Origin of the sequence: Sediminibacterium sp., assembly GCF_051861365.1 — a bacterium.
In the GTDB taxonomy this organism is placed as follows: Bacteria; Bacteroidota; Bacteroidia; order Chitinophagales; family Chitinophagaceae; genus Sediminibacterium.
Map to the genome: position 1 here is coordinate 1 of NZ_JBHYCW010000022.1, position 13,705 is coordinate 13,705.

Genomic DNA, 13,705 nt, shown 5'->3' on the forward strand with positions numbered 1-13,705 from the left:
TTTTCGGTGCGATTTTCTTGCCCTTTTTCATAACGTTGACCTCCTTTTTTGGTCAACCTTTTTTATATACGGACAAGTCCATAGCAAATGTTTCATAGCTGATGGCTTATGGTTGATAGCTAATAGTCCATAGTCTACTGATAATTGCAAAGCCATACACGATGGACTATGGACTATCCACCATCGACCATCGACTACTAACCCAACAAATCCCTAATTTCGCCATTCAAACAAACATGTTATGATTCCAGGCTATTTGACAGAACTTTTTAAGCACCAGCAATACGACAGTAATAACTTTTTTCTGATTGCAGGTCCATGTGTGGTGGAAAGTGAGGAATTGGTGATGGAAATTGGTGAAAAAGTTTCGGGTATTTGTAAGAACCTGGGCATTCCTTATGTCTTCAAAGCCAGTTATAGAAAAGCCAATAGAACCAGTGCCAGTTCATTTACAGGAATCGGCGATGACAATGGTTTATCATTAATTAAAAAAGTAGGTGACACTTATCAACTACCCACCACTTCTGATATTCATGCACATGATGAAGCAGCTATGGCTGCTCCTTTTATAGATATACTTCAGATACCCGCTTTCTTATGTCGACAAACAGATTTATTATTAGCTGCCGCTGACACAGGAAAAGTTGTCAACGTAAAGAAAGGGCAATTCCTTAGCGGGCCCTCTATGAAATTTGCAGTAGACAAAATCAAACTTGCCGGTAATGATAAAATCATGTTAACCGAACGCGGAACAACTTTTGGTTACCAGGATTTGGTGGTTGATTATAGAAATATTCCCTGGATGCAAGAACATGGTTGTCCCGTGATCATGGACTGTACCCATTCCTTACAGCAACCCAACCAAACAACCGGTGTCACCGGTGGCAATCCACAACTGATCGGTACCATCGCAAAAGCTGCGATTGCAGCCGGAGCAGATGGACTTTTCATAGAAACACATCCCAATCCCGCCATCGCGAAAAGCGATGGTGCCAATATGTTACGACTTGATCTCTTGGAACCATTGCTACAAGAACTGGTTCGCTTGAAAAAAGCAGTGGTGTAGGAAGAAACAAGAATGAAGAATCAAGGTACAAGAAAGCGACAAGTTATAAAAACAATCCAACGCTTGATGCTTGTGGCTTGCAGCTTGTAACTTCCTTGAATCCTGTGCCTTTATTCTTGTTTCTTTCCTCGCTCACCAATTACGCAACGGGTTTCTTCTTCCGGCGAGGATATAATTTTTGATATTGATCCAAAAGGCAAGGATCATGTAGATAATGACAGGAGATCCCATGGTTAAAAAAGAGATATAAATAAACCACATCCTGATACGGGAGCTGGCGATACCTAGTTTTTCTCCAATAGCGGTACATACACCAAACGCCCTTACTTCAAGAAATTCTCTGATCTTTTGCATATATCTGACAGTTGAACGGGGGCTTTATATGGCAAATTAGACAAATTTTAGTGAAAAAAGTTTAAGAATGTAGCCAGTAAGTCGTAAGTCTGAACGAAGTAGTCAAAGACCACTGATTTCTGTCTTTGCCCCCACCCTATTTTTCCGTAAATTCGCGCAGATTTTAGTCAACAATACATCTGTTTGAATCAACTATTCTCTGGAAGTTTTCCATAATGAGTTTTCAAACCAGATATCAGAAACCATACATCTTTAAATCGTAGACCCATGGCATTTGACATTGAAATGATCAAGAAAGTGTATGCTGAGATGCCTGCCAAGGTAGATGCTGCACGCAAGGCGCTCGGTCGCCCTTTGACACTCTCTGAGAAAATCCTTTTTGCACACCTGCATCAGGATCAGCAACTCAGTAATTTTGAAAGAGGTAAATCTTATGTAGATTTTGCACCGGACCGGGTTGCTATGCAGGATGCTACCGCACAAATGGCGCTCTTGCAGTTCATGCAGGCGGGTCGTCCGAAAGTAGCGGTTCCTTCAACTGTACACTGTGATCACCTCATCACTGCCAAATTAGAAGCTAAAAAAGACTTGGAAGTAGCCAATGCAGAAAGCAAAGAGGTATATGACTTTTTGGCTTCTGTTTCCAATAAATATGGTATCGGATTCTGGAAACCCGGTGCCGGCATCATTCACCAAGTAGTTTTGGAAAATTATGCGTTTCCGGGTGGTATGATGATCGGTACCGATTCTCATACCGTAAATGCCGGTGGTTTAGGAATGATTGCCATTGGTGTGGGCGGCGCCGATGCCTGTGATGTTATGGCAGGTTTACCATGGGAACTGAAATGGCCAAAACTGATCGGTGTGAAACTGACGGGTAAGTTGAGTGGATGGACTGCCCCTAAAGATGTGATCCTGAAAGTGGCAGGTATTCTTACCGTTAAAGGTGGAACCGGCGCCATTGTGGAATATTTTGGTGAAGGTGCTACAGCAATGAGTTGCACAGGTAAAGGAACCATCTGTAATATGGGTGCAGAGATAGGAGCCACTACTTCTACATTTGGTTATGATGATAGCATGAGTCGTTACCTCAAAGCTACCGGTCGCGAAGAAGTAGCTACGATGGCAGATGGCGTGAAAGCTTATTTAAACGCAGACCCTGAAGTGTATGCTTCTCCTGAAAAATATTTTGATCAAGTCATTGAAATCAATCTTAGTGAATTGGAACCCCATTTGAACGGTCCATTCACTCCGGATTTGGCTACTCCTATTTCTAAAATGAAAGAAGTGGCTGCCGCTAATGGATGGCCTACCAAAGTAGAAGTGGGTTTGATCGGAAGCTGTACCAACAGTTCTTATGAAGATATTAGCCGTGCAGTTAGTCTGGCGCGTCAGGTAAAAGAAAAAGGACTAAAAACCAAAGCGCAGTACACAATTACACCGGGTAGTGAGCAAGTACGTTATACGATTGAACGTGATGGCTTTTTGGAGATATTCTCTGAAATCGGTGCTACCGTTTTCGCCAATGCTTGTGGACCTTGTATTGGTATGTGGGATCGCGTGGGTGCGGAGAAAGCCGAAAGAAATACCATCGTTCATTCCTTCAACAGAAACTTTGCAAAGCGTGCTGATGGTAATCCGAATACAATGGCATTTGTTGCGTCACCGGAATTGGTAACCGCACTTGCTATTGCAGGTGATCTTACTTTCAACCCTATCACAGATACCTTGACCAATGAAAAGGGTGAACAAGTGAAACTGGATGAACCTAGTGGACAAGAATTACCGCAACGTGGTTTTGCAGTAGAAGATGCAGGTTATCAGGCTCCTGCTGCTGATGGAAGTGGTGTACAAGTGGCCGTAGATCCTGCATCCAAACGTTTGCAGTTGTTAGATCCCTTTGCGCCTTGGGAAGGAACAGATCTTAAAGGATTGAAACTGCTCATCAAAGCAAAAGGAAAATGTACAACCGATCATATTTCAATGGCTGGTCCATGGTTGAAGTTCCGTGGACACCTCGACAATATCAGTAATAACATGCTGATTGGTGCATTGAATTTCTTTAATGAGAAAACGGATCTGGTAAAAAATCAACTCACCGGAGAATATGGTCCTGTACCTGCTACACAGCGTGCTTACAAAGCAAAAGGCATTGGATCCATCGTTGTGGGTGATGAGAATTACGGTGAAGGGTCATCAAGAGAGCATGCAGCTATGGAACCACGTCATTTAGGCGTTCGTGCGATATTGGTAAAATCATTTGCCCGTATCCATGAAACCAACCTGAAGAAGCAGGGTATGTTGGCACTCACTTTCAATGATAAAAGTGATTACGATAAGATTCAAGAAGATGATACCATTGATATCGAAGGATTGACCCATTTCGCACCGGGTCAACCACTTACCATTGTGTTGCATCATGCTGATGGAAGCGTTGATAAAATCAGCGTGAACCACACATATAATCAGCAACAGATCGAATGGTTTAAAGCGGGTGGTGCTTTGAATATTATTCGTAAACAAGTAGCAGGATAATCAATCAATATGCTATTCTTATAAAAAAAGCTCCGAAAATTTCGGAGCTTTTTTTATGGAAGATCAGCTTCCATCATGCGGCTTTTTTGCCCATACCATTGACCCATCCCACTACACCGCCAACAATGGCACCTAAAACAGCCGATGCAGCAATATCAACCCAAATTGCTTTCATGGCCAAAATATTACTGGTTCCATACATGGTGAGATCAAAAGACGCTCCCATGATTAAACCAATAACTGCGCCTGCTGAAAGTCCGGCTGAAAGGGTACTGATATTTGCCCAGCGATTGAAAATATAAGAGTACAGGATACCTGTACAAATATTTCCCAATATCAATGCCCACCATACCATTTCGGCATCGGGGCGCATCACACCGGTAGCTGTACCGCTGTTTTCAGCCATAAAATCCATTAATAACATTCCATAAATAAGCCATCCTGCAAAGAAGGCAACAATTCCTCCGGCAATGCCGGAGATCAACATTTTTGTGGTGTTCATAAGCAATCGTTTTAAGGGGAAAAATTTTGCTAAACAAAATAGACATCACTTTCCGCAAATGCAAGTGCCTTGCCCCTACAAAAAAAGAACTGTTCATAAACAGGGGATAACCAGAACTTTCAAGCATTCACAAACTATTACCATTTAAATGAATGTTACAACAGCAACTGTACTTATTTTCACCGAGTCTATTGAAAATCTATTATTTAGAACTATGATTTGGGAAATATTGACCGTTGCAGGATTGGCTACTTTTGAAGTATATGCAGCAATACCCGCCGGTTTCGCTTTTGGGCTTCCGGCCTGGACTATTTTTCTTTCCAGTATGTCGGGTGGGCTGGCAGGTGTGTTTATTGCCACATTTTTGGGAGATAAGATCAAACAATTTCTAGCAAAATATCGTAAACCCAAGCCTGAAAAGCCCAAAACCGGACTGATCTACACCCTTTGGGAAAAATATGGCATTATTGGATTGGGATTCTTTGGTACCATGACTGTGGGTGCCCCTGTAAGTATAGGTGTTGGAGTAGGCTTCAATATTCCTTTACAAAAACTACTAGTATGGTGCTGTATTGGCGTAATTACCCGCTGCGCTTTGTTTACGGCGATTGGGTATTACGGGCTTAAGTTGTTTTAGTCCATGGCAAATGGCGTATGGTTCATTGCCTATAGCAGAAACTCTCTACCATAAACTACTGAACCATACGCCATGAACTATTTGCTATGGCCTAAATCGTCAACAATAACAAAGACATATTAGACTGCATCAAAATTCTTTCCAGTCTTTGCTCGCGCATGAAATAGCTGGATAAAGCACCCATTTTGACAGTCGGAATATTCTGCGACTGCATCATTTCTGAAAAGTTGGATAACTTTTTCTCTACGGCATTGAACTGGTATACCAATGAAGAGGGAACCTGCTGATTGGATGTAGGGGCATCCAATAAAGAAACAGCCTCTGACATTTCTCTTGCAGTATGAAATGCTCTTGTTTCCGGCTGTAATAATTCCTCAGAAATATTCGCAAGATCAGATTTCGCAATGTACATCACTGCACAACGTGAACGACATAACATTCTGAAAACATCCAATCCGGTTGATTTGCCTGTTTCATACCATTCTTCTCTTGAATAAAAAACAATATCACATCCAAACTCTTCAATATATTGTTTGAAAACAGCCGGTGAGTCGCCAAAAATTCTATCAATACTATATCCTTTCACTACCTCCGGATTCGTCTCTTCAATCTTGCGAATGGATTCAAGAGCAGTAGCAGAGAACTTATACCCGTAAGCTTGTCTGCTCAAAGTCATTAAATCACTCTCATTATCAGGTATAGGCACTACCTGTAGAAAAGTGCAATAAAACCCTTCTGTTTTATACAATCGTGTAGCCAAACGGAACAGATTTACCGCATGTTCAGTACATCTTGTTGGGATAATAATCTTTTTCATACCTGTAGTTTTTAAGTGATGATAACAGATAATACTGTATCAAATACAAACCTACACTGCAGGCATTGGGATGATCTAAGAAATAGATTAAGAGACAGTTAGAAGTTTTTAAGAGCAGGATTAGAAAATTGCAGAAATTCTAATGCGGCTCTAACAACCTTTTTAAAAAGTCTGTCCGCTCCTTCAAAATAGGCTATGAACGAATAGGGAAACGCATTTCAGCCCTGGTACCGGCACCTTCCATAGAAGTAAAGCGAATCTCGCCTCGATGTATGCGGATGATTTTCTGTGCCAATGGCAGACCTACGCCATAACCCTTATAGGCAGAAGTATTGGATGCCCTAAAGAATGGATCAAAAATATAGCGCAGTTCCTTTTCAGGAATTCCAATGCCCCTATCTTCCACCACCACGATACATTGTGATTCTGAGGCGTGTAGCGAAATGGTTACTTTTCCATTATCTGAGTATTTACAAGCATTTTGTACCACATTGGTAATCGCAAGCTTTAATAAATTTTGATTCCCGTAAATGGTAATGTATTCGATGTCTTCAGGCAAACTCTCGAAATTGATCTGTATATGATTACCCGGATCAGTAAAATCCACCAATTTTTTAACTGACAAAATCAGTTCATCTAAGCGAATGGATCCCATGAATTCCTCTTTCACGCTATTGCCAGCTTGTGCCAATTCCAATAAGCTGGTAGTGAGATGATGTAATTGGTCAGCTTCACGTGCAATAACTGATAATGCAGCACGATATTCCTGAGGGTCTCTTTCCTTACTGAGTGCCAACTCTGCTTCGCCAAGTATGGCTGTTAGTGGTGTTCTCAACTCGTGAGACAGCTTATTCACAAAATTTCTTTGGGTTTCAAAAGAAGTCTCTAAACGATCCAGCATATCATTAAAGGTTTGTGTGAGATCACTGATCTCTCCTTTTGATGGCTGTTCCGGTAATCGCATATCTAGATTGGTGACACTGATTCGCTTCACCCTTTGAATAATATTAGAAATGGGATTAACAATCTCTGCAGAAAAAAGCATCCCTACTACAAATACAATGATAACTGCTAATATGATTCCCAGTACCAAGTTTTGACGCATATCCCTTAATCCTTCCTCACCATAATCATTACGAGCAGACATCATCACGATGTATCGTTTCCCACTATATTTATACGGTATGAAAGAATAATAGGTCAATCCACGAATGAATTGAACTGTTTTACCGGCATTCAATTGTTCCTCAAAATTGGGTGGCAGTGTGATATGATGCGAAGTAAGAAATGATGAGTCGGGGATCTTGTCAAAAAAGTATTCTTTCTCATCAGGTAAACGCTGCAAATGTTTTTGACGGATCTCATTGTATACATCAGGACCCAGAATTCCTTCTTCATAATGCGCCTGCGCAGCAATACCGCCACGAACAGTTAAGCGATGAAAAAACTCCCGATCTATGGAACGTTTAGAGAAATGATAAATAAAAACACTGAGCATCAAGATAATGACACCTGTCAGTAAGGTAAATAAGGTGGTAATCTTATTACGGATGTTCATGAAGCATTCTCTTTCATCATGTACCCCATACCAATCATGGTATGTATGAGTTTATCATTTTTGTTTTTATCAATCTTCTTACGAAGGTAATTGACATATACATCCACCACATTGGTACCCAGATTAAAATCAATATCCCATACATTTTCCAGGATCTCCATTCTAGACAACACCCTGGATTGATTTTTCATAAAGAACTCCAACAATTTATATTCTGTGGAAGTCAAGGAAATGGCTTCATCGCCTCTGAAAGCTGTTTTAGCATCTGTATCCAAACGCAGATCAGATATTTTTAAGATATGAGCATCCGACACAATGGTATTTCGCGTCATGCGTCGTCCCAAAGCATTGACCCTTGCCACCAGTTCTGTAATCTTAAAAGGTTTCACCATATAATCATCTGCACCGCTATCAAGACCGGTGACAATATTTTCAGTACTTCCCAATGCTGTCAACATCAATACAGGAATAGAAATACCCTGAGACCGCATTTCCTTACACACCTGAATACCATTAACACCGGGTAACATGATATCCAGTACCACCATGTCGAAATCATGGCTTCGCACCATCTGCAAGCCGGTATGCCCATCCATTGCCACACTTACTTCAAATCCAATCTCCTTCAAGCCCCTCTCAATCAATGAAATAACAGCAGCTTCATCTTCTATCAACAGTATCTTCATTTGTTTATATGCTTATTGCACACCAACAAAATAAGAATTTTTAAAAGAAAACCTTGAAACACTTTATATTGATAACTGTTCGAATCTTGTTGAACTTTTAACATCTCGAACAAATACCAAGTATGAACAATCGCTAATTGACATATCATCATGAAAAAAATCAGAGTTGCCTTATTGTCGTTTGGGATGTCGGGTAAAGTATTTCACGCCCCTTTTCTTCAACAACATCACGGTTTTGAACTGTATGCTGTTTGGGAACGTACCAAATCTGAATCCATTGAAATCTATCCGGATATTACCATTGTTAGATCACTCGATGCCATCCTCCAAGATAGTAGCATTGACCTGGTAGTGGTAAATACACCTACCAATACCCATTATGACTATGCCAAAAAAGTATTGGAAGCCGGAAAATCAGCCATTGTTGAAAAGGCTTTTACAACAACCGTTTCAGAAGCCAAGACACTTGCATCTTTAGCACAGGAAAAAAAACTACACTTATCTGTCTATCAAAACAGACGATGGGATAGCGATTTTCAAACGGTTCAAAAAGTTGTTCTGGACGGTATATTAGGCGAATTGCAAGAAGTAACTGTTCGTTTTGATCGTTTCAAAAACACAGTTGGCAATAAATTACATAAGGAACAACCCGGACCGGGTGCAGGCCTGTTGAATGATTTAGGACCGCATCTGATTGATCAGGCATTGGTGCTATTCGGAATGCCCGAAAAACTATTTGCTGATATCAGAATACTTCGACCCAATTCTTTGGTAGATGATTATTTCGATCTGTTGTTATATTATCCTTCCTTACGGGTTCGATTGACTTCTAGTTTATTGGTGAAAGAACCTTTACCAGCTTTTGTATTGCATGGAAGCAACGGATCTTTCATAAAAACGCGTGGTGATATTCAAGAAGCAGACCTGATTGCCGGAAAACAACCCGGCACTTTCAACTGGGGTATTGAACCCGAAAGCAATGATGGACTATTGCATATCCTGATGAATGGAAAAGACAGCAAACAAACAGTGAGTACCTTACCCGGTAATTATGGTATGTATTATGAGAAACTGCACCAGTCTATGATTCATAGCGCAATGCCACCAGTAACGGCTGATGAAGGCATTCGCGTCATGCAAATATTAGAAGCTGCAGTCAAAAGTCATGAAACACAAACAGTCGTAACCTTGTAAACACGTATTGGTAAGACATAAAAAAGAGGCTGTATCAAAAGTCCGATACAGCCTCTTTTTATTCGGGTACATGATGGAGAAAGTTTTCATTTAGGCGATTCTCAAAGCCTTCTTTTTACTTTTGAGACTTCCTCTTTCAATATCTAGCGTATCATTACATTTTTTTAGCGTCTTCCAAGAACTTAGCCAATCCGATATCGGTTAACGGATGTTTCAATAAACCAAGAATGGAGTCTAACGGACAAGTACAAACATCTGCGCCCAATTCAGCGGCTTTTGTAATATGTAAAGCATTACGAATAGATGCTGCCAATATCTCAGTCTTAAATCCTTGTATATCATAGATGTGTCGGATTTGACCGATCAGATCCATCCCATCCCAACCACTATCATCAATACGACCAATAAAAGGTGAAACATAAGTAGCCCCAGCCTTGGCAGCCAAAATAGCTTGTCCGGCAGAGAATACCAATGTACAATTGGTACGAATTCCATTATCTGTAAACCATTTGATGGCTTTAACACCGTCTTTGATCATTGGAACTTTCACTACAATGTTTGGATGAATGGCAGCAAGCTTTTTACCTTCTTCAACCATGGTAGCAAAATCAGTAGATAATACTTCCGCACTTACATCACCATCCACCAATTCGCAAATATTTTTGTAATGGTTGGCGATAGCTTCTTCTCCTTTAATGCCTTCTTTGGCCATTAAAGAAGGATTGGTTGTAACGCCATCTAAGATTCCTAAATCATGGGCTTCCTTAATTTGCGCAAGATTACCGGTGTCGATGAAAAATTTCATATAAGCTGTATTAAACCCCTCAGTGACTACTTCGGGGAGAAAGAAAAAATGGCAGGCTACTCACATCGCACCGCTACAACCGCCTATCCTTGCTGCATTCCTGCCCTGGGGAGGTTCAGCAGGAGCTGGTCGTGTAAGACCTGCCGGTGCAAAAGTAAGGGTTGAGACCTATTTTCCCTAATTTTTTGAACCATTAAACCGATACTCAAAAACCACTGCCGAAATTTCGAGAGTTGAGTCGGGTTACACCCAACAATTCATCATGCCGACCACTGAATGGGCGAAAATAAAATAGGATCAGGTATTCATTCTCTGTCTCCCAGTAATTGCCTTCCGCAAGTGAGGGATCAGCTTTTGCGAAACGATCTCCTATATCTTTTGTCAGATATTGATAACTGTAATAGCCCTGCTTTAAAAAAAGTGTTTTTTTATAGACTGCTTTTTCTGTATCGAATTCCATTTTTGAACTATCACTGGCCTGATTACCTGTCATCTCTCCTACCAAAAAAACATCTTTACCCACATAGGGTTTGCCGCCGGATGGTACGAGTGTAAAATCCACTTTTGCATAATCACCCTGCCACCAGGGATTAATGGATTCTGTGGTGGATATTTCATTCCATCCATTGCGATCACTAAAAAATGCATATCGGAGATCATTTCTTTGTAAATCGTGTCTGATATATATATGATACGGAAATGCAGAGCGATCTACACTTTCCACCCTGTCACTTTCAAAACGAAAACTTCTGAGATCTGCCCATCGAAATTCTTTCCCGGCAGGAAAAACTGCATCCTGCTCACCATTGTATTCCAATGCATTTCCACGAATAAAACTCGGTTGTAAATTAAAAGCAGCATCAGCCCAACGATTGTTCTGCAAAATCACCAGCTTGGTTTGCTGCTGTGGACTCATGATATTGAGATCTTTGGTACCAACCGTTATTTGTATTTTCTGATGCGTTCTGATCTGTGAACTATTGAATGGCTGCGATATTCTGGCTCCAATATTCACCCTGTCATCCACCACCATGATTCTTTTTGTAAAAGCCAGTTTTGAAGTGTCTCCATTCAAAAAAACCTTTAACAGATAATTACCACTTTTAAATGGCATACAATTTCTTTCCGGAAGCAATGCCTGATAATGCATGTACTTGGTCATAGCAATAGACGACATCCGATACTGTGTTAAACGATTCTGTGTAAACCCTTTTAAATAATCAAATGGATTCAATAGAGCCGGCTTCCAGTCCGCATTACACAACTCATAGGTATAAAAAAAATTTTTTACCGTACCACTGAGATCATCAAAATGCAATTCCAGTAAATCGCTAGTACCCAAGCGAATGAGTGGAACAGATTGCTGATCATTTTGCTGAAACAGTTTTACCGTTTGTATCCCTTCCATATAAATACGATCGGGTTCACGCTGTGCTGTTACAGCATAGGTAATGAGTAAGAAAAGAAGAAGCAAATAAGGCTGTTTCATGTGACAAGATGATGATGTAATAATACAAAGACTTTTATTAGCAATAAGGAAACATGCGGGATTGCCCTGCCATTCGTATTTTTACCAAAATCATGCCATTGGGATTTTCATTTGACATAGCCAAACGTATTGCATTTAACAAACAGCGATCTTTTTCTAGGTTTATTATACGTTTATCCATTGCTGCCACCACATTAAGTGTAGCGGCTATGATCCTCACCTTGGCATTTGTCAATGGTTTCCAACAAACAGTGGCTGCTAAAATTTTCAGCTTCTGGGGACATATCAGGGTACAGCACTATGAAGCAGGAAAATCACTCATCGCAGAAGAAACACCTTTTACCTACGATAGTAGCATCAGCCATATCATTCAGACTAACAATAATGTTCTGCGCGTACAGGCTTTTGCTACCAAATCAGCCGTTATTGAATCAAAAGGTGAGATTGAAGGTGTTTTGTTAAAAGGTATTGATCGGGATTATGACGGTTCAGAATTGAAATCATTTTTTACAGCAGGTAATTGGCTGCAGTTTGAAGATAGTAATTACAGTAAGCAGATCATTGTTTCAAAAGCCTTGGCTGATCAACTAAATATCGGATTGAATGATACCTTAAAAGTACATTTTGTCTCCTCCATTGATGATAGTCGCACCTATCGCAAGCTACAAGTAACAGGTATTTATAAAACGGGGATTGAAGAATATGATAAACTATTTGTGATCGGTGACATCCAACTGATCAGACGTATCAATGAATGGAGGAACGATCAGATAGGCGGGTATGAAGTGTTTGTAAAAGACTATACAAAAATGGATGCTGCGAGTCGGCAACTATCAGAACAGCTGCCTGTCGAATGGATGAGCCGAACCATTCGTGAAGTATACCCGAATATATTTGACTGGCTAAATATTCAGGATGTGAACCGCGATGTGATTTTTATTGTGATGTCGGCAGTAGCCATTATTAATCTCATCACCTGCTTACTGATTCTTATTTTGGAAAGAACAAGAATGGTAGGTATTCTCAAAGCATTGGGTGCTGATAACTGGACCATCCAGAAAATATTCCTCTATCATGCTTCAGTAATCACAATTACAGGTATTGTGCTGGGACTGATACTGGGTGTTGGCATCTGTTGGTTACAACAGCTAACAGGCTTTATCAGGTTGGACGAAACTTCCTATTATGTTCGTGAAGCACCTATGATCATTGTATGGTGGCAGGTCTTAGCTATAACTGTGGGAACCGCTATTGTATGTTATGCTTCACTGATCATTCCTTCGTTGTTGATACGAAAAGTTAATCCGGTAAAAGCCATACAGTTCAGGTAATTAATGAGGCCGTTTGAATTGCGACAATAAGATGCCCAATGCCACAGCAGCATTCAAAGATTCCGCTTGTCCGATTCTGGGTATCGTGATACGATGATTGATCAAAGACTGTAGATCCTCCCGAATTCCTTTGGATTCATTCCCGATCATTAATATGCCTGTACGAGGGGGCTGAATTTCATACATCGATTGTCCATCCAGTACAGCACCGTATATCGGTACCTTTTGCTTACTAAGTAGAGAAACGATATCGCGATACCAAACTTTCACCCGCATAAAACTTCCCATCGTAGACTGAATCACTTTAGGATTGTACAATTCAACTGTATCCTCACTGGCAATGATTTGATCAATCCCAAACCAGTCTGCAATACGAATGATGGTACCCATATTACCCGGGTCTTGTATACCATCCAATACCAATGTTAACTTATGATCCCATTGAGGTTCATACGTAAGTTCCGGCTGCTGAACGATGGCCAGCACCTGATTGGGGGTTTGCAGGGAACTAATCTTCTCTAATTCCTGTTCTGAAATAATGGTAACCGGATAATTCCCCTCGGGCATCACCCATTGGTCTGTTGCATAGATATTTTTAACAGGATAACCTTCGCTAATAAGCTCCTGAACCAATTTCACGCCTTCAACGATAAATAGCCGCTCAGCCGTTCTTTGTTTTTTGTGGCATAAAGATTGAATATATTTGAGCTCATTCTTGCTTAACATTGATT

Annotated in this window: 13 protein-coding genes and 1 other RNA gene; 5 read left to right on the forward strand and 9 right to left on the reverse strand. The window is 40.6% G+C overall.

Annotation, left to right across the window (positions count from 1 at the left end):
- The first annotated feature begins 241 nt into the window (after positions 1-241).
- The gene (kdsA, locus tag ACTIEV_RS10720; RefSeq protein WP_322196745.1) at positions 242-1,066 is read left to right on the forward strand and encodes a 3-deoxy-8-phosphooctulonate synthase; all 825 of its coding nucleotides are present in this window, start codon (positions 242-244) and stop codon (positions 1,064-1,066) included.
- 132 nt (positions 1,067-1,198) lie between these two features.
- On the opposite strand, the gene ACTIEV_RS10725 is transcribed toward kdsA, so the two are convergent.
- Positions 1,199-1,420, reverse strand: coding sequence for a PspC domain-containing protein (locus ACTIEV_RS10725; protein ID WP_178886775.1), 222 nt, complete (start codon positions 1,418-1,420; stop codon positions 1,199-1,201).
- A 267-nt stretch (positions 1,421-1,687) separates the two neighbouring features.
- Here ACTIEV_RS10725 and ACTIEV_RS10730 point away from each other — a divergent pair, with 267 nt between their 5' ends.
- The gene (locus ACTIEV_RS10730) at positions 1,688-3,955 is read left to right on the forward strand and encodes an aconitate hydratase (RefSeq protein ID WP_322196746.1); all 2,268 of its coding nucleotides are present in this window, start codon (positions 1,688-1,690) and stop codon (positions 3,953-3,955) included.
- A gap of 73 nt (positions 3,956-4,028) precedes the next feature.
- Here the strand turns inward: ACTIEV_RS10730 and ACTIEV_RS10735 are convergent, their stop codons facing one another.
- The gene (locus tag ACTIEV_RS10735) at positions 4,029-4,457 is read right to left on the reverse strand and encodes a hypothetical protein (RefSeq protein ID WP_322196747.1); all 429 of its coding nucleotides are present in this window, start codon (positions 4,455-4,457) and stop codon (positions 4,029-4,031) included.
- Between the two features lie 148 nt (positions 4,458-4,605).
- On the opposite strand from ACTIEV_RS10735, the gene ACTIEV_RS10740 reads away from it, so the two are divergent.
- A complete protein-coding gene (locus ACTIEV_RS10740; protein WP_439516448.1) occupies positions 4,606-5,094 on the forward strand; it encodes a hypothetical protein in 489 nt (162 codons plus the stop codon).
- 91 nt (positions 5,095-5,185) lie between these two features.
- On the opposite strand, the gene ACTIEV_RS10745 is transcribed toward ACTIEV_RS10740, so the two are convergent.
- The 3 genes from ACTIEV_RS10745 to ACTIEV_RS10755 form a co-directional block, all read right to left on the reverse strand.
- On the reverse strand, positions 5,186-5,911 hold the full coding sequence (locus ACTIEV_RS10745; protein WP_439516449.1) for a hypothetical protein: 726 nt from the start codon (positions 5,909-5,911) through the stop codon (positions 5,186-5,188).
- Between the two features lie 193 nt (positions 5,912-6,104).
- Positions 6,105-7,469 (reverse strand): sensor histidine kinase, encoded by a 1,365-nt coding sequence (locus ACTIEV_RS10750; protein ID WP_439516450.1) that lies wholly within the window; start codon positions 7,467-7,469, stop codon positions 6,105-6,107.
- Entirely contained in the window at positions 7,466-8,155 is a 690-nt protein-coding gene (locus ACTIEV_RS10755) for a response regulator transcription factor (RefSeq protein WP_439516451.1), read from the reverse strand. The genes ACTIEV_RS10750 and ACTIEV_RS10755 overlap by 4 nt, the downstream gene beginning before the upstream one ends.
- A 150-nt stretch (positions 8,156-8,305) precedes the next feature.
- Here ACTIEV_RS10755 and ACTIEV_RS10760 point away from each other — a divergent pair, with 150 nt between their 5' ends.
- Complete coding sequence (locus ACTIEV_RS10760) at positions 8,306-9,349, forward strand: Gfo/Idh/MocA family oxidoreductase (RefSeq protein WP_439516452.1); 1,044 nt, start codon at positions 8,306-8,308, stop codon at positions 9,347-9,349.
- Positions 9,350-9,503: 154 nt separating this feature from the next.
- On the opposite strand, the gene fsa is transcribed toward ACTIEV_RS10760, so the two are convergent.
- The 3 genes from fsa to ACTIEV_RS10775 form a co-directional block, all read right to left on the reverse strand.
- On the reverse strand, positions 9,504-10,154 hold the full coding sequence (fsa, locus tag ACTIEV_RS10765) for a fructose-6-phosphate aldolase (protein WP_439516453.1): 651 nt from the start codon (positions 10,152-10,154) through the stop codon (positions 9,504-9,506).
- A gap of 46 nt (positions 10,155-10,200) precedes the next feature.
- Positions 10,201-10,300, reverse strand: an RNA gene (ffs, locus tag ACTIEV_RS10770) — signal recognition particle sRNA small type.
- 59 nt (positions 10,301-10,359) lie between these two features.
- Positions 10,360-11,643 carry a DUF5103 domain-containing protein gene (locus tag ACTIEV_RS10775; RefSeq protein ID WP_439516454.1) on the reverse strand — a complete coding sequence of 428 codons (1,284 nt, stop codon included), beginning with the start codon at positions 11,641-11,643 and terminating at the stop codon, positions 10,360-10,362.
- Between the two features lie 53 nt (positions 11,644-11,696).
- Here ACTIEV_RS10775 and ACTIEV_RS10780 point away from each other — a divergent pair, with 53 nt between their 5' ends.
- Positions 11,697-12,974 (forward strand): ABC transporter permease, encoded by a 1,278-nt coding sequence (locus ACTIEV_RS10780; RefSeq protein ID WP_439516455.1) that lies wholly within the window; start codon positions 11,697-11,699, stop codon positions 12,972-12,974.
- Here ACTIEV_RS10780 and ACTIEV_RS10785 read toward each other — a convergent pair whose 3' ends face one another.
- On the reverse strand, positions 12,975-13,700 hold the full coding sequence (locus ACTIEV_RS10785; RefSeq protein WP_439516456.1) for a TrmH family RNA methyltransferase: 726 nt from the start codon (positions 13,698-13,700) through the stop codon (positions 12,975-12,977).
- Positions 13,701-13,705: the final 5 nt, after the last annotated feature.